The sequence below is a fragment of the Mesorhizobium sp. WSM4976 genome (genome assembly GCF_029625685.1).
Taxonomy (GTDB): Bacteria; Pseudomonadota; Alphaproteobacteria; order Rhizobiales; family Rhizobiaceae; genus Mesorhizobium.
The window spans coordinates 50766-74678 of record NZ_JARTVT010000002.1; the positions used below are offsets into that span (position 1 = coordinate 50766).

Sequence of the window (23913 nt, forward strand, 5' to 3'; positions counted from 1 at the left end):
GGAAAGACAATGCGTATCTTCATGAAAGCAGCTCGTGCGGCGATAGCTTCCATCGCAATTCTGGCGGGCACTGCGGCGTTCGCCCAGGACATCACGATCGCCGTGGTGCCGAAAGTGGCCGTGCCGTTCTTCGACGACTGCAACACCGGCGCGAAGACCGCTGCCAATGCTCTTGGTGTCAGCTACCAGTGGGTGGTTCCGCAAAACACGCAGGGCGCGACCCAAGTCAAGATCATCGAAGATCTGATCGCCCGCCAGGTTAACGGCATCGCCATTTCGGTGAACGAGCCGAAGTCGGTCGAAGGCGTCATCAAGCAGGCAATGCAAGCCGGCATCAAGATCGTGACCTTTGACAGCGACAGCGCCAAAAGCGGCCGCAGCATGTATATCGGCACGATCAACAAGCAGGCCGGCGTGACGATGGGCAACTCGATGGCCAAGGCGCTGGGTGGCAAGGGCAAGATCGCCATCGTGACCGGGCAGCTAGGCGCATCCAATCTAAACGAGCGTATCGACGGCGTGAAAGAAGCGCTGGCTGCCTACCCGGGAATCAAGATCGTTGCCGTCGAAGGCACTGAGGACGACCTCGCCAAGGCCGTCTCCGTGACCGAAGCGCTGCTGCGCGGTCACCCGGACCTGGCCGGCATCTTTGGCATGAGCCAAGTCGGTGGTCCGGCTGTGGCCAAGGTTCTTGCCGAGCAGGAATTTGCGGATCGCAAGGGCAAGGTGGCTGTCTTCGCTTTCGATGACCTGCCGGACACCATCAAGGGTGTGAAGGATGGCTACATCAACGGCATCATGGTGCAGCGCCCCGTCACCATGGGCAAACTGGCCGTCGAACATCTCGTTGCCCAGGTCAAGGGCAAAGAGACCGAAAGCAAGGACATCGATACCGGCGTGACCGTGGTGAACGCTGATAACCTCGGCAGCTATACGAAATAAATGAGCTGTCGAGAGGGGCGAAGCTTCTCCCTGCTTCGCCCCTTTTTACGAAAGCCGAGGCGACCATGTCCCACTTCCTTGAAATGCGCGGCATCGCCAAGACCTTTCCCGGCGTCAAGGCGCTGAACAGGGTCGATCTCCAGCTGGCGCGTGGCGAGGTGCATGTGCTTGCCGGCGAGAATGGGGCCGGAAAGAGTACCTTGATGAAGATCATGACCGGCGTTTATCGCGCCGATCCGGGAGGGGTAATCCGTGTCGATGGCCAAGACGTGGTGATCAGGGACCCCGTTCACGCCAGCGCGCTGGGGATCAGCATCATCTATCAAGAGCTGGCGGTGGTGAACAACCTGACCGTGGCCGAAAACATCTACCTTGCACGCGAACCGCTCGGCGCGGGCGGGCTGATCGACAGCCGCAAGATGAACGCCGATGCCAAAGCCGTGCTCGCCGAACTGGACGTGAACATCGAGCCGACGGCAAAGGTCGGCACCCTCAGCATCGGACAAAAGCAGATGGTGGAGATCGCGCGCGCGATTTCCTATCGCTCAAAGCTGATCATCATGGACGAACCGACTGCCTCGCTCAGCCATCACGAGGCATCGACGCTAATGCGGATGGTGCGCAAGCTGGCGTCGCAGAACGTCGGTGTGGTCTATATCTCGCACCGACTGGACGAGATTTTCGAAATCGGCGATCGCGTGACCGTGTTGCGCGACGGCGAAACCGTCGACAGCCGCCTGATTGGCGACATGACGCGCGACATCCTCGTGCGCAAGATGGTCGACCGCGACATGTCGCAGCTTTTCGGCAAACACAACTCGCATGCCACCAGGGACGTGCTGCTATCCGTACGCGGCCTCGGGCTGAAGAGGCCCACCTCGCGCGGGGCGCGGGTGGCGGATGTCAGTTTCGATCTGCACAAGGGCGAGGTACTGGGCTTCTTCGGGCTGGTCGGCTCCGGCCGGACCGAGATCATGGAAATGGTGTTCGGGAGCCGCCCCAGCGTCGGCGAAATCCGGGTCGATGGGCAGAAGGTCTCCATTCGCGAGCCTTCGCAAGCCATCGACCTCGGCATCGGTTTCGTGACCGAAGACCGCAAGGAAATGGGCCTGGTCCTGGGCATGTCGGTACGCGAGAATTTCAGCCTGACGCACCTGTCGAATTACTGCACGATGGGCGTGGTGCAAGGCAGGCGCGAGACAAACGCCTGCCTTGCCTATATCCGCGCACTGGGGATCAAGACACCGTCGCCCGAACAAAAGCTGATGACTCTCTCGGGCGGCAACCAGCAGAAGGTCGTGATCGCCAAGTGGGTGGCGCGCAAGCCACGCATACTGATCGTCGACGAGCCAACGCGCGGCATCGACATCGGAGCCAAAGCCGAGGTGCACGCCCTGCTCAACCGGCTGGCCGAGGATGGGATGTCGATTATCGTCGTCTCTTCCGACCTGCCCGAGGTGCTTGCCATCAGCGACCGGGTGGTGGTGCTGAAAGAAGGGCGTATCACCGGCGTTCTTGACCGCGGAGACGCGACGCAGGAGCGGGTCATGCTGGCGGCCACGGGCTGATCCCACTAAAGCGCGCCACGTCGAAACGGATTCGAGAAACGCGCTTTAAGCCTTTGTTTTTATGAATGTCGTTTTTCCAAAGCCGCTGCACACTTTTGGGCGACATGCACCAAGTGACAGACTACGAACTGCCTGACCAGTTATCAAATCGACGGAGACTGAGCATGACGAAACGCATCGTTTTCACCGGCGGCACCGGCAAGGCCGGTCGCCATGCCGTGCCGCATCTTCTTGCCGAGGGCTATTCGGTCCTCAATGTCGATCTGAAGCCGTTCGATCATCCTGGCGTTAACACCCTGATCACCGACATCACGGACGGCAGTCAGGTGTTCAACGCGCTGACCACGCATTTCGGCTTTGACGGGTATAATGACGGTGCTCCGCCCAAGGCTCCCGACGCGGTTGTGCATTTCGCCGCCGTGCCGCGCGTGATGATCAACCCCGACAACACGACCTTCTCCGCCAACACCGTTGGCACCTACAACGTGATCGAAGCGGCGATGAAGCTGGGCGTGCGCAAGGTCATCATCGCCAGCTCCGAAACGACCTACGGCGTCTGTTTTGCCGAAGGTGACAAGGACTACCATTCTTTCCCGCTGGAAGAAGATTACGACAACGATCCGATGGACAGCTACGGCCTGTCCAAGCTGGTTAACGAAAAGACCGCCCGCGCCTTTGCGATGCGATACGGCGCCGACATCTATGCGCTGCGCATCGGCAACGTGATCGAGCCGCATGAATACGTGAACTTTCCAGGCTACCTCGACGATCCGATGTGCCGCAAGCGCAACGCCTGGAGCTATATCGACGCCCGCGACCTAGGCGAGATCGTGCATCTCTGCCTGGAAAAGGACGGGCTTGGCTTTCAAGTATTCAACGCAGTGAACGATACCATCACCGCCGATCTGCCCACGGCGGAATTCCTTGCGAAATACTGCCCGAACACTCCAGTCACCCGCCCGATGGGCCGGGACGAGGCGCCGCTGTCCAACCGCAAAATCCGCGAGGTTCTGAATTTCAAGGAAGCGCACCCGTGGCGCAACTATGTCAAGCGCTGACCTTTACAAGCAAGGGGCGGCTGGGTTTCGCCCCTTGTACCTTCGGGCACAAAATGCATGTACAACCCCGCTTGCATCGTGGCATCACCAGCGTTCAACCGCGGTCTGAATGCTGCCTCCGCACAAGGGGATTCCGTTGACGAAGACCAGGCAACGCCTTCAGGAAAAGAAAAGCAAGGTGACGGTCCACGAGGTGGCGCGTCTGGCCGGCGTCAGTGAATCGACCGTGTCGCGGATCATGCGCAATCAGGGACTGGTTGCGGAAGCGACCCGCGCCAAGGTGATGGAAACCGTCCGCAGCCTTGGTTACGTGCCCAACCGCATTGCTGGATCGCTGGCATCGCTGGATTCGCAGTTGGTCGGCGTCGTGGTGCCGTCGCTGTCAAACATTGTCTTTCCCGAGGTGTTGCAGGGCGTCAGCGCCGGGCTGAAATCGTCGAGCTACCAGGCAGTCATCAGCATCAGCGACTATGACATGGACCGCGAGGAAACGCTGGTGCGCGGGTTGCTTGCGTGGCAACCTGCGGCGATCCTGATCGCAGGCTTCGATCATACCATGGCTACCCGTCGCATGCTGGACCAGAGCGGCGTGCGCGTGGTCGAGATGATGGATATAGACAGCGCCCCCATCGACATTGCCGTCGGCATGTCGCACCGGCGTGCGGGCTATGCGGTGGGTCAGCACCTGATCGCGCGCGGATACCGGCGGTTTGGCTATGTCGGACATGACTGGACCGCCGACCGTCGTGCGCGCCTGCGCTATGACGGCCTGTGCGAAGCCCTTGGTCAGGCGGGGCTGTCGTTCGTTGCCCATGCCATCGCTGATGGCCAAAGTTCCGTCGCTGCGGGACGGAAACAGACGGCGCAGCTCTGCGCCACCTCATCGGTCGACGTCGCAGTCTATTCCAACGACGACATGGCGGTGGGCGGCATATTTCACTGCCTTGGAGCGGGCATCAAGGTGCCGGATAAACTGGCGATCTTCGGCTTCAACGGTCTGGATATCGGGCTGGAATTGCCGCAGCCCCTGTCCACGATGCGTTCGAACCGTTTCCTGATCGGGCAAAAAGCGATTGAGGCAATCCTTCTGGCCCCTGAACGCCCCGAGACACCGTCAATCATCGACACCGGATTTGAGATCTTCGCCGGGGCTACGGCCTGACCGGCAGCGATAGCCAAGGAACCCGACCATGCATGCCGCACTTGTCAAAGGCTCGACTGCCGTCGTCACCGGCGGGGCATCGGGCATCGGTCTTACGGCGGCACGGTATCTGGCGCGTGCGGGGCTTCGGGTCTGCATTGCCGATTGCAACGCAGGCCGGATCGCGATGGCACGCCAGACCATGATTGCAGACGGTGCCGCCCCGGGCGACGTAATTGGGGTGCCGACCGATGTGGCCGACAAGACACAACTGAGCGCGCTAGCCGATCAGGCCTTTGCCGCTTTCGGCGCGGTGAACGTGCTGATGAACAACGCCGGCATACAGCCTGGCAGTGACATTTTCGATGCGGCAAACAACTGGGACCGCATACTTGACGTGAACATGCTCGGCGTGATCCGGGGCGTCCAGATTTTTGCCCCGCGAATGATCGCGTCGGGCCAGCCTGGCCTGATCATCAACACCGGGTCCAAGCAGGGCATCACCACGCCCCCAGGCGATCCTGCCTACAACATCTCGAAAGCCGGCGTGAAAGTATTTACCGAGGCGTTGCAGCACGCCCTGCGCAACAGCCCCGGCCATCAGGTAGAGGCGCGGCTGTTCATCCCCGGCTTCGTCTTCACATCCCTGACCGCACATGGCCGCACCGAAAAGCCTGCAGGGGCATGGACGCCGGAACAAACCGTCGATTTCCTGTTTCAGTCAGTCGTACGCGGCGATTTCTACATCTTGTGCCCCGACAACGAGGTGGACCGCGCCACCGACGAAAAGCGCGTCCGCTGGGCGGCAGGCGACATAGCCGAAAACCGTCCACCCCTGTCGCGCTGGCATCCTGACTTTGCCGATGCCTTCAAGGAATGGCTTAATTCCTGAGCGCCGCCAGCCATGCCGCAGATGCATGGGAATATCCGAGCTTGGCATTCAACATCGTGTGCGAGGTCGCGTAAGCAAGGCGCAGCGATCCTATTTCGATGGCTGCGCGTGAGGTGCAACAGCAATGGGCGTATTTGATCGGCTTCGCCTTGGTGGCAAGCGCGCGTTCATCACGGGCGGCAGTCGGGGGCTCGGGCGGGAGATGGCCCTCGGGCTCGCCGAAGCTGGCGCCGACATTACGATGGTCGGCCGCACGGTGGAAACTCTGGAGGAGACCGCAGCCGACATCCGCGCGCTGGGCCGCAAGGTCGCGACTATCGTTGCGGATATGAGCGATCCTTCGGCATGCGAAGCAGCCTGCCTCGAGGCGGTGTCCGTGGAGGGTGGCTTTGACATCCTCGTCAACAATATCGGCGGGCGGCGGATAAACGTACCTGTCGAGGATATGCCCTTGGACCAGTGGAAGGCGTTGGTTGACCTGAATCTGACCTCGACCTTTCTGTGCTGTAAGCACATCGGCGCGATGATCCGCCGGGGCCGGGGCGGCCGCGTGATCAACCTTGCCTCGATAAACGCCATGGTAGCGGGTCGTAACATCCACGGCCGGCATTACGAGACGGCCAAAGCGGGAGTGCTGATGCTGACCCGAAGCCTCGCAGTGGATTGGGCGCGGCACGCAATAACCGTCAACGCGATCTGTCCTGGCATCTTCGCAACCCAGCCGAACAGGCTTTGGGCACAGAACAATCCGGAAATCATCGAGGCCTATGTGCAGACCATTCCGATGGGCAAGTTGGGAGATCCCGAGGACCTCGGCGCGCTGGCGGTATATCTGGCCAGCGATGCCGCCCGCTATATGACTGGCGCGGCACTGGTGATCGATGGCGGTTATGTGTGCCTTTAGCCGGACGAAAAATCGGGTGGGGGGATTGCCTTTGCGTCCCAGGGAGATTGACAGTGCGCGAATATTCGATTGCCGCAATTCCTGCAGACGGAATTGGCCCAGAAGTTATTAATGCCGGCATCACTGTGCTCCAGGTGCTGGCCGATCGGCGCGGCGACCTCAAGCTGGAATTCAGCCACTTCGACTGGGGATCAGACTATTACAAGCGCAATGGCGTCATGATGCCGGAGGATGGGCTGGAACGGCTCGAGAAATTCGACGCAATCTATTTTGGCGCGGTCGGCGCCGTCGCCATGGAAAAACGAACACATTGGCTCATTCCACCCCGCGAGTTTGCGCCGGCGCAGGCAAACTTGTTCGCACCTTGGGTTAGGCGGCTTGGCTGTGGCTGCGGACTGACCGATGCAGGTAGGCGTCGAAGGCCGCCGCCGCCGCGCGAACCAGGAACCGATGGTCACGCCGAACATGGATCGTGCCTCCGGCCAGGTCGACAACGCCATCCGCGGCAAGTTCGGAAAGTCTCCTGTTGCCGGCGAGCAGTCCAGCCGGGTCGCACCCGTGTCGATGGCAGATCGCCGGCACATCGGCCTTGAAGTCGCACATCAGGCGCTCGATGACCTCCGCACGCAGGCGGTCCTCGGCAGTCAGCCGGTAGCCCCTGGCCGTCGCCAATCGCCCGGAAGCGATCGAGCCGGCATAGAAGCCGAGGCCGACTTGGTTCTGGACGTAGCCGTGGTGGGTGCGGCCTATGGCAGAAGCGCCGAATCCGATCAGCGTTTCGCAATTGTCGGTGGTATAGCCTTGGAAGTTGCGCCGCAGCTTTCCCGCCACTTCTGCCTGCGCGAGATCGTCGTCGGGGAGCGCAAAATGGTCCAGTCCGATCTGGACGTAGCCCGCGGCGACGAGCGCATCGGCTATAGCCCGTGCTTGCTCCATGCGAGCGATGCCGTCGGGCAGGGCCGTTTCATCGATCATGCGCTGGTGTTTTTTGAAGGACGGCACATGCGCGTAGCCGAACACTGCGACTCGGTCGGGTCGCATGGCTGCCGTGGCGTTAGCCGTGTCGATACAGGAACGGACGGTCTGATGCGGAAGGCCGTAGATCAGGTCGAAATTGATGCCGCTTACGCCCGACAGGCGCAGGCGGTCGACTGCCTCGATCGTGGTTTCCTCGCTCTGGACGCGGTTTACCGCTCTCTGGACGACAGGGTCGAAACTCTGGACGCCCAGGCTGGCGCGGCCGACCCCGGCACCGCCCAGGGCGCCCGCCATCTCGATCGTCAACGTGCGCGGATCGACCTCGACGGCGATTTCCGCTGCGTCGGCGAACCCGAAGCGATCACGAAGGAGATCCGTCAGCGCGACGAAATCCACCGGCGCGACGATGGTGGGCGTACCGCCGCCGAAATGCACCTGGTCGACCTGAAGCGGCTCGGGCGCCCGCGTGGCGACCATGTCGATCTCCTTGCGCAGCAAATCCAGATACTCGATGACGGGCTGATCCTTGGCGGTGATCGTGGTGTGGCAACCGCAATACCAGCACATCGAGCGGCAGAACGGGACGTGTAGATAGAGCGAGGCGGAGGCAGCCGACGGTAGGCTTGATAGCCATGCGGCATAGGTGTCGGAGCCGACCGTAGGCGAAAACTCCGGCGAGGGTGGGTAGCTAGTGTAGCGGGGCAGACGCGCCTCGCCATATTTTTGCAGAACGGATGGTTGCATGGTCCTTTTCGCCTCCGATGCAGCGCCGAATATGGTCGAGTCTCCGCTCGGCTTCTTTGCGGAAGACCAAATTGCTTGCGGCCGGAAGGCGATGCCGCGAGGCGGTTGCGTATACCGGAGCGGCGGAATCCACTCGGCGCGGGTGCCGTAATCGGCGCGGCAGCCCGTTCCTGATGCCGTCGCGCGATTGGACGGTGCGATTTGTCTCGATCGGAGCCGTGGCAAGGCCACCAGATCATTCGCCCTCGCCGGGTTTGCCGCTGAAATGGGCATCGAACTTTTCCGGCACCCCGTTCCAGGCGTCAGCGTCGGCGGGCGGTGTCTTCCTGCGCGTTATATTGGGCCAGGACGACGCGTATTGATGATTGAGCGCGAGCCATGCCTGCGCGACCGACGAATCCGTATCGGGGAAGATCGCTTCAGCCGGACATTCGGGCTCGCAAACGCCGCAGTCGATGCACTCGTCGGGATGGATGACGAGCATGTTCTCGCCCTCGTAGAAGCAGTCCACGGGACATACTTCGACGCAGTCCATGTACTTGCATTTGATGCAATTGTCGGTAACGACGTAGGTCATTCTGTCTGCCTCTTCGAAGCACCGCCGTGCCGGATGACCGCGCTCGGGGACCTTCCTCTGGCGGCCTCGACTAATGGAATCGCTAGATTGCGAGTACCTCAAGCGGCAATCGGCCTTGGCGCCGCAGCCTGCGCGGCATCCGCACGCGCCGCGGCGAGGGCGATCCAGTCGCGATAGAGGCCCTGGTCCTCCCTGGAAAAGGACATGCGACGCTTCATGTCGTGTAAGGTTTCGCCGGGATGGCTCTTGTCGTAATCCGCGCGAACCAAGGATTCGAGGTACGCGCGCTCGGATGCATCCGCGGGCCGGATGAAATCGTGCGAATTGCTCGGCATGGTTTGTTTCCATTCGGTCGGTTTTCAATCCAATGCCGCCTGCCATCTGTCCTGTTCCAAGGCCCAGATGGCGCAAGCGGGGCAATCGGCGCCGCAACGATCGATGGCCGAGAAGATCAGGCCGAGCCGCTCCTGGCGTGACAGGGCGAATGCCGGTTCCCGTGGCGTGAAGGCCGACAGCAAACCGCGGAAGGCGCGCAATGCGAGATCGAGGAACAGGGGCAGCAAGGCGATCACCATCAGATCAAAAGATACATTTGTAATGTATCTTTTAGCAGGTGCCCCGGCAAGGGGTTGTGATGCGACCAGGTGAAGCGGCCGGATCTGTGGACGCTTACGCTGCCGGCTGGATGCCGAAATCTTCCGGCGAGAGCAGCAGGTCGGCCAAGGTGTAGCGGTCAAGCGTCCCCGCGAAGGCTGCGAGCGCCTCCTTCAGCATTCCGCGGAGGCGGCAGCGGGGGGTGATCAAGCAGCTATTGCCACTCCTGAAGCATTCGACCAGCGCAAAGTCGGGCTCCGTCGTCCGCAGGACGTCTCCCAGCCGGATCTGTCCTGGCGTCTTGGCAAGCGTCAGGCCGCCGGAGCGCCCGCGCACCGCCTTCAAAAACCCGGCGCGGGTCAGTTGGTTGGCCACCTTCATCAAGTGCGCCCGCGAAATCCCGTAAACCTGAGCGGTTTCCTCGATGGTGATCAACTGGCCGTCCCTGGCCGCCGCGTACATGAGCACGCGAAGCGAATAGTCGGAGAAATCCGTCAGTCTCATCCAAGTTCCTTTGCTGCCACAAAAGCATGGTGGCTCACCCACAGGAAAGATGTACAGCAGATGTATGTTTTGCAAGGCCACGCAGCCGTCCGACAAAACATGTAATGTATGTTTTAACGCCGACTATCCCGAACCGAAGCGAAACGCGACGAGCGCAATGCCGCGCGGGCGGCGAGCGGCCGGATTGCACGCTTGTCAACGCAATCGAAGGGATGACCCGATGACGCAAACGACCGTCCCAAACGAGATAGACGTCCGCAGCCTGGTGCCGATGCAGAGGCACCAGAAGATCTTCCAGCTCGTAGATGAGCTTGCCCCTGGCGGGAAGTTCGTTCTCGTCAACGACCATGATCCCAAGCCTCTCTACTACCAGCTCGAGGCGGAACATCCCCAGCAATTCTCCTGGACCTACCTCGAAAGGGGGCCGCAGGTCTGGCGCGTCGAGATCGGCCGTCTCTTGAAGGCGGCGTGAGCCGAGCATCGCGAGGCAAAGAGCCGCCCGCAGGTTTGGGCGGGCGGTGACGCGGCAAAGGCAGCGACATGAGCGTTGGAGCGGAAACGCGGCTGGACGACGAGATGGTCAGGGAGGCGCTTCGCCTCGTGATCGATCAGGAGCTCGGCTATAACATCCTCGACTTGGGCCCCGTCTACGCTGTCCTTGTCAATGACGGCGGCACCGTCAACACCGTGATGGCCACCACGACGCGCGGCTGTCCCGCAACCAGTTACCTGAAGGAGGGTGCCCGCGATGCCGCCCGGGCTGTTCCGGGCATCGAATTCGTCGATGTAACCCTGACCTACGAACCGTCCTGGTCGCCGCACAAGATGAGCGCTGCCGCCAAAGAGCATCTCGGCATTGCAGACAGCGAGGAGTGGTGAGATGGGTGCCGGCCCGACCGGGACAACCGAGCCCGACGTTGCGCATCGCGACGACGACAATCGGGTCGCTGCACTGGCCGCCCTTCTGGTCGCCTGTCTCGAGATCCTGGCGAAGGCCGGACAAGCCGATGCCGCCTGCCGCGCAGCAGCAAGGCGTGTGCGGTGTTGCGCCAGTTCAACGCGCTGCTGCATCGGCTGAGCAGGCAGGTGCAGCAGGGCCGACGTAACGACGAACACCGGAGAATTGATATGAGCGGCTTCGATCAGGACAGCAATCGGGATGTCCAGCACGAAGGCTCGTTGCTGCCCATGCTTATCGGCGGCCTTGTGCTCATTGTGGTAGGGATGCTTTTGGTCGCCTGGCTGGTCTGAGCAAACATGTCGGTTGTCTCGACGTTGGACGGCTGAACCTGACCATACGGTGACGACAGACATCTGCCTTCCGGGCTCGCGAGCGCTGACACGAGGGAGGACGACTGAGGCAACGATCGCAGCTTGACGAACGTCGACCTGGAGCGGACGATCGAAGCCACTTCCAAGCCTCGGGTCTTTTGCGTGGCGCCGATCATCTTGGCCTTGAAGCCAGTCAAACATCGCTGCATTCTCGAAATTGTTGGTGGGACCACGAACTCGACTGGCAGAGGCGCAAGATGCTCGGGGATTTGATCGCCGCGTTGGAGCGGCCAGAGGTGGTTGCCGCGGTCCTGTCGAGCCTCCATCCCGAGCTCGCCGCAAAGGTCGCTGAACGCGCGGCGCAGGCCTCGATGTCCGTGGGTGACTTTTCAGCTGGTGCCGTGCGGGCGTTTCTCGACGAGGCTGACGACGATCTCTGGTTCCAGCTTCTGACGCTTATCCGGAAATCGGAAGATCCCGGCCTCTCGGCTGTGCAAACGATCTTGCGATGGGTGGTGACGACATAGCTATTCCGAGGTCTCGTGCCGCCGAGGCGGAACGAGCCTAAGACGAAAATGCACGCGTGCTCGGCGACGTTCCTCGTCTGGTCTCCGCCAAGTCGAGGATCCCTTGCAGTCGCGACAATAAGATATACATAATATGTATCTTTGATGAGCGACCGGGAGAATGGCGATGCCGTATGATCATAAGGCTCTACCGGAAGACAGGCGGCTCGAGCCGCTAGCACCCTCGTCAGCCTGCGGCGATGCTGAAATCGAGTGGGATGAGGTGGCACAGGCTTCATGGGAATCTTTTCCTGCCAGCGATCCCCCGGCTTGGATCGGGTGCGGCTCCGGCCCCGCTCCATCGAAAGCTCTCTGGTTCGGCGCGGATGCTATGCAAGTCGAGATCGGCACGGACGAAATCCTCATCGAGGCGGGGTTGGTTGCCGAACTGCCGCGCCTTGATCCGGCGGCCGTGCACTCCCTTTTGAGGGCTCAAGAGATCACATCCTTCTGCGAGCGCGGGGTCGGCGAGCACGAGGGCGAATATCGATTGAGCTTCTTCTATGGCAACCGACGGGTGCGTCTGAATATCGATGACGTGGAAACGTCATACGGCGCTCGGTGATCGACTTTGGCCAGCAGCCTTGCCGCGCCGCTTGCATCGCGCAGGCGGATAGCCCGCCGGGTCAAATGACCGCGCGACCGGAGGCGGCTGTCACTGTGACCGACGGGATGCGGTGCTTGCTTGGATGCTAACTTGACGGCAATGACATGATACGGATCGACAACTTGCTGGCGAAGGTTCGCAATCGCCTGCTTCTCATCGGCGAAGACCGGCAGCTTACGGAAGCCGCCTCGCTCCTGTCCGACGATACCAGGCATATGGTCGTCGTTTGCGACAGGTCTGGCGCGATGGTTGGCATCATCACCCGAACGGATATCGTGCGCCAGATACGTTATTGTCAGGGATGCGCCTGCACGACGGCCTGCACGGCCGTCATGACCAGGAACGTGGTCTCCTGCGAACCGAAAGACTGGTTGCACGAGGTCTGGTCGACCATGAAGGAAAGAGGCCTGCACAGCGTCCCGGTCGTTGACGCGGAGCGCAAGCCGATCGGTTTGCTGTCCGCCAGGGACGCCTTGGAGATACTCCTGTCAGAAGTCGAACATGAGGAAGAGCTTCTCAGGGACTACGTCATGTGCGTCGGCTACCGCTAAGCGGCAGCCGTTTCAGCCGAAAACGGAGAGTTTGACCAGTGCCAGGATGGCGACGGTCGCGGTGCCGTAGGCAATTCCAATGTTTGCCATCAGCAGGAACGGCTTGAGGACGGGCCTGTGGATGTAGTCCTCGATGATGACCTGCGCACCCAACCGCATATGGACGGCAAAGTTGACCAGAGCCAATGCGACGATGGCCGCCACGATCGGGTTTGCGACCAAACGGCGCGCGGACGAATAGTCGGCGCCCGCCAGGAGCCAGAAGGCCGCCATCAGGCCGATAACAAGCGGAAGGCCGAGCGCGGAGGTGACGCGCTGCCGCCAGAATTCTTCGGTTCCTCCCTTGGCCGAGCCCAAGCCCCGCGTACGGGCCAGTCCTGAACGCATCGGCGTCATGGCGAACCTGTATGAAACAGCGCCAAGCTGAGCCAGAACAGAACCGTGCAGGCCAGCGAGGCAAACAGGGTGGCCCTGGTCAGATATTCGCGCCAAGGGTAGGTGTGCGCAACGCTGAGGTCCCACAAAAGATATCGGATGCCGCCGAACGCATGGTGAAGAAGCGCCCAGGTGAAGCCGAACAGGACCACCAAACCGACCGGCGATCCAAGCGCGTTTCTGACCAGTGCATAGGCTTCCGGGCCGCTGGCCAGAGCCAAGAGCCATCCGGCCATCGCGATAAAGCCGACGTACAGGGCCGCGCCCGTGGCCCGGTGCACGATCGACATGACCATGGTCAGCGTCGGCCTGTAGGTCTGCAAATCGGGCGCTAGCGGTCTCTCCCGGCGTGAGACGTTGCTTTGCTTCATGTCCCGTCACTCACTGTCGGCGTTTGACCAGCATCGCCTTGATTTCGGCGATCGCCTTGGCTGGCTCGAGGCCTTTCGGGCACGTCTTCGTGCAGTTCATGATGGTATGGCAGCGATAGAGCCGGAATGGGTCCTCAAGCTCGTCAAGCCGCTCCCCGGTCGCCTCGTCGCGGCTGTCGATCAGCCAGCGATACGCCTGCAAAGGACGGCAGGCCCCAGATAGCGGTCGCCGTTCCACCAATAGCTCGGACATCCGCCGGTGCAGGAAAAACACAGGATGCATTCGTAATAGCCATCGAGCTTGGCGCGTTCCTCTGGCGATTGCAGACGTTCGCGTTCGGGCGGTGGTCCGTCCGCGCGCAACCACGGCTGAATGAGCTTGTGCTGGTCGAAGAGGTGGGCCTGGTCGACTACCAGATCCTTGATGACGCGCATGTGGCTGAGCGGAAACACGCGGACAGGCCCCTCGATGTCATCGATCGCCTGCGTGCAGGCAAGCCAGTTTCTGCCGTCGATGTTCATGCTGCACGATCCGCAGACGCCTTCACGGCAGGAGCGGCGGAACGTCAAGGTGGGGTCGACCTCGTTCTTGATCTTGACCAGCGCGTCCAGGACCATCGGGCCGCAGTCATCGCGGTCGACTTCGTAGATGTCGATTCGCGGACCGCTTCCCGATTCTGGATCGTACCGATAGATCTCGAAGCGTGTCCTGGCTCGCGCTCCGGCCGTAGGCCACCTGCGCCCTCGCGCGGCCTTCGAGCCGGGCGCGACTCCCCAATTCATCGGCAGGAATGACCTCATCGCCGTTTCCTGGCAAAACGATTGCAGCTTCAACGGCCATAAGATACATCGGAAATATCTTTTTTTGAAGCGCTTGTGCTTCGACGCGTGGCCCGTCGTCACAACCGTCTTTGGCCATTTGCTATCGAGGTTTCTGCCATGCCCTTCAACGAACGCTCCAGACACATCACGCAAGGGGTCGCCCGCTCCCCCAACCGAGCCATGTACTACGCGCTGGGTTACGAGAAGAGTGATTTCGACAAGCCGATGATCGGGATCGCCAACGGCCATTCCACCATCACGCCCTGCAACGCCGGCCTTCAGCCGCTGGCCGATGCCGCTGCCGTCGCCATCAAGGCCGCCGGAGCCAACCCGCAGATGTTCGGCACGCCCACCATCTCCGACGGCATGTCGATGGGTACGGAAGGCATGAAGTATTCGCTGGTCTCGCGCGAGGTGATCGCCGATTGCGTGGAGATGTCGGTTCAGGGCCAATGGATGGACGGTGTGCTGGTGCTGGGCGGCTGCGACAAGAACATGCCGGGCGGCATGATCGGGATCCTGCGCGCCAACGCGCCGGCGATCTACGTCTATGGCGGAACTATCAGGCCTGGCCGATGGAAGGGGCAAGACTTGTCCATTGTCTCCGCCTTCGAGGCGGTCGGCGCCTTCATGGCCGGCACGATGAATGAGGAGGACTTCGAGGGCATCGAGCGCCATGCCTGCCCATCCACAGGCTCCTGCGGCGGCATGTATACGGCCAACACCATGAGTTCCTCATTCGAGGCGCTGGGCATGTCGCTGCTCTATTCCTCGACCATGGCCAGCCCCGGCCCCGAGAAGATCGAAAGCGCGTCCGAATCCGGCCGCGTGCTGGTCGAGGCCGTGAAGAAGAATATCCGCCCGCTCGACATCGTCACGGCCAGATCGATCGAGAACGCGGTGGCGCTGATCATGGCCATCGGCGGCTCCACAAACGCCGTGCTTCACTATCTCGCCATCGCCCATGCCGCCGGGATCGACTGGACCCTCGACGATTTCGAGCGCGTCCGGCGCAAGGTGCCGGTGATCTGCGACCTGAAGCCGTCAGGCAAATACCTGGCCGTCGACCTGCATCAAGCCGGCGGCATTCCGCAGGTGCTGAAGATCCTGCTCGATGCTGGCCTGCTGCATGGCGATTGCCTTACCATCACCGGGCGGACGCTGGCCGACAAACTGGCTGCCGTGGGTGAACCGCGCGCCGACCAGCGCGTCATCATGTCGATTTCGAGGGCGCTCTACCGCGAGGGGCACCTCGCTATCCTGAAAGGCAACCTCGCCGAGGACGGCGCCGTCGCCAAGATCACCGGGCTGAAGAGCCCGGCGATCACTGGTCCGGCTCGCGTGTTCGACGACGAGCAGTCGGCCATGGAGGCGATCCTTGCCGACCGCATCCGGCCGGGCGACGTGGTGGTGCTACGCTATCTCGGTCCGCAAGGCGGGCCGGGCATGCCGGAAATGCTGGCGCCCACATCGGCGCTGGTCGGACGGGGCCTCGGCGAAAGCGTCGGCCTGATCACGGACGGCCGCTTTTCCGGCGGCACATGGGGCATGGTGGTCGGCCATGTCGCGCCGGAAGCCTATGTCGGCGGCACCATCGCGCTGGTGGAAGAAGGCGACCGCATCACCATCGACGCGCGCCGGCTGCTCCTCCAATTGGAGGTGGACGAAACCGAGATCGCGCGCCGTCGAAAAGCCTGGAAACAACCCGGGCCGCGCTACAGGCGCGGCGTGCTGGCCAAGTTCGCCGCGCTCGCGCGTCCGGCAAACGAGGGCGCCGTTTCCGGGTAAAAGCGCACGGATGCCGATCATGAGTCATTTCGTTCTCGTCACACTACATTTCTTTGCCGCCATCACCTTCGTCGGCACCGTCTTTTTCGAGGTACTCATCCTCGAGGGCATCCGCAGGCCCGTCGGGCGCGACGTGATGCGCACGGTGGAAACCGCGATCGGCCGGCGCGCGCGTCGCTTGATGCCGTTCGTCATGGCGAACCTGTACGCCGCAGGCATCGCCATGGCCTGGCAATACCGCGAAGACCTTGCGCATCCTTTTTCCAGCAGCTTCGCGACGCTGCTTTCGATCAAGATCGTGCTTACCCTCAGCGTCCTCGCGCACTTCATCACTGCGGTGACGCTCGGCGCCCGCGGCAAACTCAAGTCACGGCACTTCAAGCTGATCCACCTGAGCGTGTTCTGCCAAGTGGTGATGATCGTCTTTCTCGCCAAGGCGATGTTCTTTATCGCCTGGTAAGCGCAGACGTAGCGAAATGCGGGCGCCATGCGTTTCATCTGTCGCTCCGGATCGTGCAAACGGAAACTCCCCCAGCGGCCAAGTTGAGCGGGTAGTTCCAGTTGCCGGCCGCGAGGTTGCTCAATGTCACACCTCAATCCCTCGCTCGCGGTCGGCACAGCCATAGGGAAGGAATTTGCTACACCCACGGCAATTAAAAGAGACATATAAGTTATATCTTTTAGACGTTACAGCGTGCCGATCAAGCGACGATCCATCATGATGTGAGACAAAGCGCCCCAGCCTAATTCACTTCAATCTGTTGCCACCGTCGCTGCTAAAACATATAGGTCAAATACATCATATGGAAAGAATCGACGAGAGCGACCATGCCTGCATCGACGGCGCACGCTGAAGCTAATTTCATCTGGTCGGATCTCGATTGCGTCGGTCTCGTGCTGAAAATATTCGCCTGCGTGATAGGTCCAGCAAGCTGCGCTTCTGGCCAACCGCGCAGCGCCGGCAGCACCGGCCGCAACCTGGAGCGGTAACTCAAAGATGATCTCGCAGCTCACCAGGACCGAACGGCAACTCGCGCTCGTCAGCAGCGCAGTCGTGGCCTTCATCGGATTGGCGATGGCGGCAGCAGGGCGCCATGATCCATTGGGCGGACATGGGTTCGTGGTGCTCGTCTTCGGCATCGTGATGGTTTTCGTGGTCATCTCCGGCTACTACTTGCCGGAGCCGGTCGAAGACCGGCGCGCGCATTATTACGATGATCCTGTGAAGGCCGGCATCGTTCTGGCAATGATTTGGGCCGTCCTCGCCATGTTCGTCGGCGATTGGGTGGCCTGGCTTCTGGCCTATCCGGACATGACCTTCGACGCGGCCTGGGCCAGTTTCGGACGGCTGCGGCCAGTCCATACGACCGGCGTCATCTTCGGCTTCGGCGGCAATGGGCTGATCGCGACCTCATTCCATGTCGTGCAGCGAACCTCCCGCACGCGGCTGCCGGATCAGTTCAGCCCGTGGTTCGTGCTGATCGGCTACAATCTCTTCTGTCTGCTCGCCGTCACCGGCTACCTGATGGGCATTACGCAGTCGAAGGAGTATGCCGAGCCCGAGTGGTACGCCGATATATGGCTGGTGATCGTCTGGGTCACCTATCTGGTGCTCTATCTGCGCACGCTTGCGCGCCGGCGCGAGCCGCACATCTACGTCGCCAACTGGTACTACATGGCCTTCATGCTCGTTGTGGCGGCGCTCCACATCGTCAACAACCTCGCGCTTCCGATCTCCTTCGCCAGCGCCAAGAGCTATTCTCTCTTCTCCGGTGTCCAGGACGCGATGGTGCAGTGGTGGTACGGGCACAACGCCGTCGCCTTCTTCCTCACCGCCGGCTTTCTCGGCATGATGTATTACTACCTGCCGAAGCGCGCCGGCCGCCCGATCTTCTCCTACCGCATGTCGATCGTCGGCTTCTGGGGCATCACATTCTTCTATATGTGGGTCGGCTCGCACCATCTTCACTACACTGCCCTTCCGCAATGGGTGCAGACGCTCGGCATGAGCTTTTCCGCCATGCTCCTGGTGCCCTCCTGGATCGCGGCGGCGAATGCGCTGCTTACGCTCAACGGCGCATGGCACAAGGTTCGCGATGACGCGACGCTGCGCTTCATGATGGTAGCAGCCGTCTTGTACGGCCTTGCGACGTTCGAGGGATCCTTCCTCGCCATGCGGCCAGTCAATTCGCTGTCGCATTACACGGATTGGACAATAGCGCATGTCCATGCCGGCACCCTCGGCTGGAATTCAATGATCACCTTTGGCGCGATCTACTACCTGGTGCCGCAGCTCTGGAAGCGCACACAGATGTACTCGCCGAGGTTGGTCGAGCTCCATTTCTGGCTCGCGCTCGCTGGAGCGCTCGTCTACGTGTTCGCGATGTGGAACTCGGGCATCATCCAGGGCCTGATGTGGCGCACCTATAACGAGAGCGGCACGCTCGCCTATTCCTTCGTCGACTCCGTCGTCGCTATGCATCCCTACTACATCGCCCGGGCGGTGGGAGGCTTGCTGTTCCTCGCAGGGGCAGCTGTTGGGCTTTACAACATATTGATGACGATCCGCACTGCGCCGGCCGCCGCGCAAGAGGCAGTGGGGGCTCAGCCGGCCGCCGTGCCGGCGTCCCATGGTGCGCTGCAGGCCGGGGAGTGAACCGCCATGTTCCAGACCCACTATAAACTTGAGCGCTACACGATCGGCCTGATGCTCGCCATCATCGTCGTGGCCAGCATCGGAGGCACGGTCGAGATCGCCCCGCTTTTCACCATTGACGAGACCGTGGAAAAGGCGCCCGACATGCGCGTCTACACGCCGCTCGAGCTTGCGGGACGCAATATTTACATCCGTGAAGGCTGCTATGCCTGTCACTCGCAAATGATCCGCACGCTGCGCGACGAGGTAGAGCGTTACGGCCCTTATTCGCTGGCCGTCGAGTCGCAATACGACCATCCCATGCTGTGGGGCTCGAAGCGGACCGGTCCGGATCTCGCGCGCGTCGGCGGCAAGTATTCGGACGAATGGCACTCCATGCACCTCAACAACCCGCGCGACGTGGTGCCGGAGTCGGTGATGCCGGCCTATCGTTTCCTCAAGCAGACGGAACTCCGAATGGACGATCTGCCCGAGCATCTTGCGGCGCTCAAGGAACTTGGCGTGCCCTATACGGACGAGATGATCAAAAATGCGGCGAGCGACGCCTATGGCCAGGCAACGCCCGATAGCACGCAAGCCCAAGGCGTCAAGGCACGCTATGGCGCGGCAACCGACATTCGAGCCTTCGACGCCGATCCCGGTGTCGTTACCGAAATGGATGCCCTCGTCGCCTATCTTCAGATCCTCGGACGTCTGACCGATGCCGCCTATAGGCCGGATCAGGAAACGGCGGCGACACAATGACCGGACTCGACCACGAAACCCTCGTCGCCTTCGCGAAGTCGTGGGGGCTCTTCTACTTGATCGCGATGGCGATCGGTGTGCTCGCCTACACGTTCTGGCCCGGAAACGGGAAGCGGTTCGATCACGCCGCCAACAGCATCATGGATGACGAGAACGGGCCATGCGTGTGAACGAACGCGACGCCTACACCGGCCACGTCACCACAGGGCACGAATGGAACGATATCAAGGAGCTCAACACGCGGGTGCCCAAGCCCGTCTGGCTGTTCCTGGTGGCGACATTCCTTTTTGCCGTCATCTATTGGGTGCTGATGCCGGCTTGGCCATTGGGTAGGACCTACTCCAAGGGTCTGCTTGGCGCCGATGTGCACCGGGACGTGGCAGCGAGCCTGCGTGATGCGGCCGCCCAGCGTTCAGCCTGGACGACTCGCCTCGAGAGGGAGGATTTCGCCGCCATCCAGGCAGACAAGGAACTCATGAAATACGTGCGTGAGACCGGGCACGCGCTGATCGGCAATGACTGTGCCGTCTGTCATGGCAAAAACGCCACCGGTGGTCCTGGCTTTCCTGACCTCGTCGACAACGCCTGGCTGTGGGGCGAGACCCCCGAGGCGGTTTTCGAGACCATCCGGGTCGGCGTCAATTCGGACCATCCCGACAGCCGTTCCTCGCACATGCCAGCCTGGGGGCGGGACCAGATGCTGGACCGCGAGGCGATCCTCAATGTGGTCGCGTACTTGCGTTCGCTTTCTCATCCGGAAATCGCAAGCGGTCCGGATGCACAGAAAGTCGTGGCGGGACAGAAGGTCTTCGCGACCAATTGCAGCGCCTGTCACGGCGAGGACGCCAAGGGCAGCAAGGACACCGGCGCTCCAGATTTGACCGACAGTTTTTGGCTTTATGGTGGGGACGAGGAATCGATCTATCGCACGGTCTGGGACGGCCGGCAGGGCCACATGCCGACCTGGGAAAAGCGCCTGACAGAGACTGACCGCAAAATCCTCACTTTGTACGTTCTCGATCTCAAGCAGGGCGCGCCATGACCCTGCTCATGCAAAGACGCGTGATGGTCGGCTTCGCCGTTGTCGTCGGACTCGGGATATTTGCGGCTGCCAACGTGCATCTCGTGCGGACCTCGTTTGTCTCGCAACCCGACTGCGTGCCGCATCTGAAGACCCCAGGAAAGAACGGCCAATTCCGCGCGGCGCAATCGTCCTGCTGAAAGGAAGTGATGACCAATGGAAGCGACGCACGACATCGACAGGCTTCCCCCCGTCGTTCCACCCATTGGCGCCACGAGCACCGACTGGCGCCGCGACACGCGACTCGCAGCCGCATTCTCCTGGCTAAAGGCCGGCTGGAGGGATTTCGCCACGCGGCCTGGCCTCAGCTTGGCCTATGGCGTGCTCGTCTTTGCGATCTCAATCTTGATCGTGGGGGGCCTGTTCCGTTTCGGCTATGACTACATCCTCTTCCCCGCGCTATCCGGCTTCCTCGTGGTGGGTCCGCTCATTGCAGCCGGTCTCTATGAGAAGAGCCAGCGTCTTGCGGAAGGCTTGCCCGTCACGCTTGCCGGCATGATGTTCGTGACGGCCCGATCCGGCGGGCAGATCCTGTTTGTGGGCGTCCTTTTGAGCATGTTGGCGGTCCTCTGGATGCGGGCGGCGGTCCTGCTCTATGCGATCTTTTTCGGGCTTCAGCCCTTTCCCGGTCTGAATGAGATCGTCGGGATACTCATCGGCACTCCGAGGGGCTGGGCGCTTATCGCCGTCGGCAGTCTGGTTGGCGGTTTGTTCGCTGCATTTTCCTTCGCGATCAGCGTTTTCGGGATTCCGATGCTTCTGGCCGAACGCACCGATGCGTTAACCGCGATGGGGCGGAGCATGGCACTTGTGTGGAACAATCGGCCGGTGATGCTGACCTGGGGCGCCGTCGTGACCGGCCTGTCCGTGCTAAGCATTGCGACCGGCATGATCGGGCTGATCATCACCTTTCCGGTGCTCGGCCATGCGACATGGCATGCCTATTCGGCGATGCGGTGGAAGGTCCATGCAGGGCGCGAGGAGCTTCGTGTCGATGTGGGTGGAGAGCCGTGATGAGCTGTTGCACTCCCAGAGGATTTGCTAGTGATTGCGAGACCATCGCGCTTGCCACGCGGGCAGTTGAGTGATGGGTGGCCTCGGCGATCTTATACCGATTTCGCTGGCGCTCGGCGCCATCGGCTTAGCTGCGTTCCTCTGGTCATTGAAGAGCGGCCAGTACGAGGACTTGGATGGCGCGGCCGAACGGATTCTTCTCGACGAGAAAGATCGTCCGCTGGACTGACTGAAAGCGAGGCAACAAGCCGCAGCTATCGCTTCATTCCCGCCGCCGTGAAACGGGGACCACGTGTCTCCTTGATTGGCCCCTTTTGGGGGAGGAAGTCGCGTCTGGTGAGCAGAATGTCGGCCAGGGTATAGCGGTCGAGTGTGTGGATGAAGGCGTTGAGCGCCTCGTTCAGCACCCCAGGCAGCTGGCAGCGTTTGGTGATGATGCACTGATTGCCGGTGGCAAAGCATTCGACCAGGGCAAAGTCCGGCTCGGTCGCGCGCACGACGGCGCCGAGATTGATGGCCGCGGGCGGCTCTGCTAGCGTGAATCCGCCGGAACGTCCGCGCACGCCCTTGAGGTATCCAGTACGCGTCAGGATGTTGACCACCTTCATCAGATGCCCGCGCGAAATGTTGTAGGTCTTCGCTGTCTCTTCGATCGTGATGAGACGGTCACCCGCGGCAGCGGCATACATCAACACCCGCAGAGCGTAATCCGAGAAGGTCGTCAATCGCATTCGATGATCCGTTGTCGCCGGTTCTGCTTCCTGACGGCGCGATGGCTATGATGTTCGGAGCCTGCCGCGAGCAGGCTGGTGACCCAGCAAATGTCGCATTTCCGCGATATAATGAATTGTAGATGAATCTTTAGTCGTTGTCCAACGAAGGCAAGCCGGCTTCATGGAGGAGTCCTCGACGGCGATGAGGCCTTTCTCGTGATGCAAGCCATCCGCCGGTGCCTCTGGGGCGCGCCTCATCGCTGATTGGCTCGAGCGCGCTAACCGACGGAGCCTAGGCCCGGAATCAGCGATCAAACCGCGCGGCAAGATGTGCGAATACAGCAGCGTAGGTGACCACGGTGCAGCCGGACCCGCCACACGTCGGGACCTTGTTCGAGATAGGTCCACAGGCAGCGCTCGCCATGCATCGCTTCAAGCTGAAGGCGTAGCGGTCGCGGATCATGGTCGGCGATGACCTGAAGCGAACGCGTGTCGTCGAGGTGCTCAAACAGCTGCAAAATCACCGTATGTTGGAGGCGAGGACTGATCTCGCGCACGTCGATCACGCGCTCGGCCCTGATCAGGCTCGTCGTTTCCATCACTTGCGTCCCAGCAATGGGAGTGTATGGGCACTGCGTTCGATGGCGCCGGGCGACTGGTGCGCACTGTCGGCTTGTGGCGCTCTACAGAGGCCAGCGATGTGGTTCAACAGGTGATCGGCAACGGGCCCCGGCAGAATCCTGACAAACTGTTCGTGCAGATAAGGCTTGAGGATCCGACCGGTGACACCGCGCTCGGCCCACATCAGTTCGACAATGTTTTGAGCGAGCGGCGAAAGATCGTCCCGTATGGCGGCCGGACAGAGGATGGCCCGGAGAGCCTGGGCGATCCGCTCCCAGCGGGCGCCGCTGATATGGGTCATTACGTTGCAGACGTGCGGGTGCCCGCGGAAAGCCGCGACCAACCATTCCACAAGGTCGTCCAAATCGAATTCAGGTGGATGGTCTACGGCTGACGTAGTGGCACGGCAACTTGCGCCCTCCGTCTTGTGGCCCACTATTACTGCAACCGCATGCGCCGAGGCACTCTCCCGCTTGTCGGGACTCTTTATCCGGCGGTCGAATTCGGGGATGTCGTCGCGATCCGCCATGTGCGGCGAGCTGCCGGCTTCGAAAGCACGTGCCAGCGCGGCCGCAGGTTCGCCTGGCTGAAGCAGCATGGCGTGTTCTCCTTCCCATCGCTCCGGTTAAACATACATATAGAATATATCTTTAAGCCGTCAAGAAGGTGGACGTTGACGCGATGCTGGCCACGCCACCTCATCTCGCGAGCAGAGACGTCGGCGATGGGGCACCGATATAGGTGCCATCCAAAAGATATATTGACAATGT

31 protein-coding genes and 2 pseudogenes are annotated in these 23913 nt (G+C 61.3%); 22 read left to right on the forward strand and 11 right to left on the reverse strand.

Annotation, left to right across the window (positions count from 1 at the left end; translation table 11 throughout):
- Nucleotides 1-9 precede the first annotated feature (9 nt).
- From P9272_RS02470 to P9272_RS02500, 7 genes and pseudogenes are all read left to right on the forward strand, one after another.
- On the forward strand, nt 10-942 hold the full coding sequence (locus P9272_RS02470; RefSeq protein WP_278158690.1) for a sugar-binding protein: 933 nt from the start codon (nt 10-12) through the stop codon (nt 940-942).
- Nucleotides 943-1025: 83 nt separating this feature from the next.
- Nucleotides 1026-2510: a sugar ABC transporter ATP-binding protein gene (locus P9272_RS02475; protein ID WP_278158692.1), complete on the forward strand. Its 1485-nt coding sequence runs from the start codon at nt 1026-1028 to the stop codon at nt 2508-2510.
- A 164-nt stretch (nt 2511-2674) separates the two neighbouring features.
- Entirely contained in the window at nt 2675-3568 is an 894-nt protein-coding gene (locus P9272_RS02480; RefSeq protein WP_278158693.1) for an NAD(P)-dependent oxidoreductase, read from the forward strand.
- A gap of 136 nt (nt 3569-3704) precedes the next feature.
- Nucleotides 3705-4730 (forward strand): LacI family DNA-binding transcriptional regulator, encoded by a 1026-nt coding sequence (locus P9272_RS02485; RefSeq protein WP_278158695.1) that lies wholly within the window; start codon nt 3705-3707, stop codon nt 4728-4730.
- Between the two features lie 28 nt (nt 4731-4758).
- Nucleotides 4759-5601 carry an SDR family NAD(P)-dependent oxidoreductase gene (locus P9272_RS02490; protein WP_278158697.1) on the forward strand — a complete coding sequence of 281 codons (843 nt, stop codon included), beginning with the start codon at nt 4759-4761 and terminating at the stop codon, nt 5599-5601.
- A 124-nt stretch (nt 5602-5725) separates the two neighbouring features.
- Complete coding sequence (locus tag P9272_RS02495) at nt 5726-6505, forward strand: SDR family NAD(P)-dependent oxidoreductase (protein WP_278158699.1); 780 nt, start codon at nt 5726-5728, stop codon at nt 6503-6505.
- Nucleotides 6506-6558: 53 nt separating this feature from the next.
- Nucleotides 6559-6792: pseudogene (locus P9272_RS02500) on the forward strand (isocitrate/isopropylmalate family dehydrogenase); the annotation flags it as partial.
- A gap of 82 nt (nt 6793-6874) precedes the next feature.
- Here P9272_RS02500 and hemN read toward each other — a convergent pair.
- From hemN to P9272_RS02525, 5 genes are all read right to left on the reverse strand, one after another.
- Complete coding sequence (hemN, locus tag P9272_RS02505) at nt 6875-8227, reverse strand: oxygen-independent coproporphyrinogen III oxidase (protein ID WP_278158701.1); 1353 nt, start codon at nt 8225-8227, stop codon at nt 6875-6877.
- Nucleotides 8228-8462: 235 nt separating this feature from the next.
- On the reverse strand, nt 8463-8804 hold the full coding sequence (fdxA, locus tag P9272_RS02510) for a ferredoxin FdxA (RefSeq protein ID WP_278158703.1): 342 nt from the start codon (nt 8802-8804) through the stop codon (nt 8463-8465).
- Between the two features lie 98 nt (nt 8805-8902).
- Complete coding sequence (locus tag P9272_RS02515; RefSeq protein ID WP_278158705.1) at nt 8903-9139, reverse strand: hypothetical protein; 237 nt, start codon at nt 9137-9139, stop codon at nt 8903-8905.
- 24 nt (nt 9140-9163) lie between these two features.
- Nucleotides 9164-9367, reverse strand: a complete 204-nt coding sequence (locus tag P9272_RS02520) for a hypothetical protein (RefSeq protein WP_278158706.1) — start codon at nt 9365-9367, stop codon at nt 9164-9166.
- A 106-nt stretch (nt 9368-9473) separates the two neighbouring features.
- Nucleotides 9474-9902: an Rrf2 family transcriptional regulator gene (locus tag P9272_RS02525; protein WP_278158707.1), complete on the reverse strand. Its 429-nt coding sequence runs from the start codon at nt 9900-9902 to the stop codon at nt 9474-9476.
- Between the two features lie 220 nt (nt 9903-10122).
- Between P9272_RS02525 and P9272_RS02530 the strand changes: the two genes are divergently transcribed.
- From P9272_RS02530 to P9272_RS02555, 6 genes are all read left to right on the forward strand, one after another.
- Nucleotides 10123-10374 carry a DUF2249 domain-containing protein gene (locus P9272_RS02530; RefSeq protein ID WP_278158708.1) on the forward strand — a complete coding sequence of 84 codons (252 nt, stop codon included), beginning with the start codon at nt 10123-10125 and terminating at the stop codon, nt 10372-10374.
- Between the two features lie 68 nt (nt 10375-10442).
- Complete coding sequence (locus P9272_RS02535; RefSeq protein WP_278158710.1) at nt 10443-10781, forward strand: metal-sulfur cluster assembly factor; 339 nt, start codon at nt 10443-10445, stop codon at nt 10779-10781.
- A 162-nt stretch (nt 10782-10943) separates the two neighbouring features.
- Nucleotides 10944-11153 carry a hypothetical protein gene (locus P9272_RS02540; protein WP_278158711.1) on the forward strand — a complete coding sequence of 70 codons (210 nt, stop codon included), beginning with the start codon at nt 10944-10946 and terminating at the stop codon, nt 11151-11153.
- A 278-nt stretch (nt 11154-11431) separates the two neighbouring features.
- Complete coding sequence (locus P9272_RS02545; RefSeq protein WP_278158712.1) at nt 11432-11701, forward strand: hypothetical protein; 270 nt, start codon at nt 11432-11434, stop codon at nt 11699-11701.
- A gap of 166 nt (nt 11702-11867) precedes the next feature.
- The gene (locus P9272_RS02550; protein WP_278158714.1) at nt 11868-12305 is read left to right on the forward strand and encodes a DUF6522 family protein; all 438 of its coding nucleotides are present in this window, start codon (nt 11868-11870) and stop codon (nt 12303-12305) included.
- Between the two features lie 146 nt (nt 12306-12451).
- On the forward strand, nt 12452-12898 hold the full coding sequence (locus P9272_RS02555; RefSeq protein ID WP_278158716.1) for a CBS domain-containing protein: 447 nt from the start codon (nt 12452-12454) through the stop codon (nt 12896-12898).
- A gap of 12 nt (nt 12899-12910) precedes the next feature.
- Here the strand turns inward: P9272_RS02555 and sdhD are convergent, their stop codons facing one another.
- The 3 genes and pseudogenes from sdhD to P9272_RS02570 form a co-directional block, all read right to left on the reverse strand.
- Complete coding sequence (gene sdhD, locus P9272_RS02560) at nt 12911-13294, reverse strand: succinate dehydrogenase, hydrophobic membrane anchor protein (protein ID WP_278158719.1); 384 nt, start codon at nt 13292-13294, stop codon at nt 12911-12913.
- Nucleotides 13291-13704, reverse strand: a complete 414-nt coding sequence (gene sdhC / locus P9272_RS02565; RefSeq protein ID WP_278158721.1) for a succinate dehydrogenase, cytochrome b556 subunit — start codon at nt 13702-13704, stop codon at nt 13291-13293. The genes sdhD and sdhC overlap by 4 nt, the downstream gene beginning before the upstream one ends.
- A 10-nt stretch (nt 13705-13714) precedes the next feature.
- Nucleotides 13715-14487, reverse strand: a pseudogene (locus P9272_RS02570) (succinate dehydrogenase iron-sulfur subunit).
- Between the two features lie 156 nt (nt 14488-14643).
- Here P9272_RS02570 and ilvD point away from each other — a divergent pair.
- From ilvD to ccoS, 9 genes are all read left to right on the forward strand, one after another.
- Complete coding sequence (ilvD, locus tag P9272_RS02575) at nt 14644-16314, forward strand: dihydroxy-acid dehydratase (protein ID WP_278158722.1); 1671 nt, start codon at nt 14644-14646, stop codon at nt 16312-16314.
- Between the two features lie 19 nt (nt 16315-16333).
- Nucleotides 16334-16774, forward strand: a complete 441-nt coding sequence (locus tag P9272_RS02580) for a hypothetical protein (RefSeq protein WP_278158724.1) — start codon at nt 16334-16336, stop codon at nt 16772-16774.
- A gap of 537 nt (nt 16775-17311) precedes the next feature.
- Complete coding sequence (gene ccoN, locus P9272_RS02585; RefSeq protein WP_278158726.1) at nt 17312-18970, forward strand: cytochrome-c oxidase, cbb3-type subunit I; 1659 nt, start codon at nt 17312-17314, stop codon at nt 18968-18970.
- 6 nt (nt 18971-18976) lie between these two features.
- A complete protein-coding gene (gene ccoO, locus P9272_RS02590; RefSeq protein WP_278158728.1) occupies nt 18977-19714 on the forward strand; it encodes a cytochrome-c oxidase, cbb3-type subunit II in 738 nt (245 codons plus the stop codon).
- On the forward strand, nt 19711-19884 hold the full coding sequence (locus P9272_RS02595) for a cbb3-type cytochrome c oxidase subunit 3 (RefSeq protein ID WP_127236144.1): 174 nt from the start codon (nt 19711-19713) through the stop codon (nt 19882-19884). The genes ccoO and P9272_RS02595 overlap by 4 nt, the downstream gene beginning before the upstream one ends.
- Nucleotides 19875-20756, forward strand: a complete 882-nt coding sequence (gene ccoP, locus P9272_RS02600; protein ID WP_278158731.1) for a cytochrome-c oxidase, cbb3-type subunit III — start codon at nt 19875-19877, stop codon at nt 20754-20756. The genes P9272_RS02595 and ccoP overlap by 10 nt, the downstream gene beginning before the upstream one ends.
- Nucleotides 20753-20935: a hypothetical protein gene (locus P9272_RS02605; protein ID WP_278158733.1), complete on the forward strand. Its 183-nt coding sequence runs from the start codon at nt 20753-20755 to the stop codon at nt 20933-20935. Before ccoP ends, P9272_RS02605 begins: the two co-directional genes overlap by 4 nt.
- Before the next feature lie 169 nt (nt 20936-21104).
- Nucleotides 21105-21809, forward strand: coding sequence for a DUF2189 domain-containing protein (locus tag P9272_RS02610; protein WP_347404021.1), 705 nt, complete (start codon nt 21105-21107; stop codon nt 21807-21809).
- Nucleotides 21810-21882: 73 nt separating this feature from the next.
- Entirely contained in the window at nt 21883-22038 is a 156-nt protein-coding gene (gene ccoS, locus P9272_RS02615) for a cbb3-type cytochrome oxidase assembly protein CcoS (protein WP_278158736.1), read from the forward strand.
- 25 nt (nt 22039-22063) lie between these two features.
- Here ccoS and P9272_RS02620 read toward each other — a convergent pair whose 3' ends face one another.
- From P9272_RS02620 to P9272_RS02630, 3 genes are all read right to left on the reverse strand, one after another.
- The gene (locus P9272_RS02620; protein ID WP_278158737.1) at nt 22064-22540 is read right to left on the reverse strand and encodes an Rrf2 family transcriptional regulator; all 477 of its coding nucleotides are present in this window, start codon (nt 22538-22540) and stop codon (nt 22064-22066) included.
- Between the two features lie 293 nt (nt 22541-22833).
- Nucleotides 22834-23121, reverse strand: a complete 288-nt coding sequence (locus tag P9272_RS02625) for a DUF2249 domain-containing protein (RefSeq protein ID WP_278158739.1) — start codon at nt 23119-23121, stop codon at nt 22834-22836.
- Entirely contained in the window at nt 23121-23741 is a 621-nt protein-coding gene (locus P9272_RS02630; protein ID WP_278158751.1) for a hypothetical protein, read from the reverse strand. The genes P9272_RS02625 and P9272_RS02630 overlap by 1 nt, the downstream gene beginning before the upstream one ends.
- Between the last annotated feature and the right edge of the window lie 172 nt (nt 23742-23913).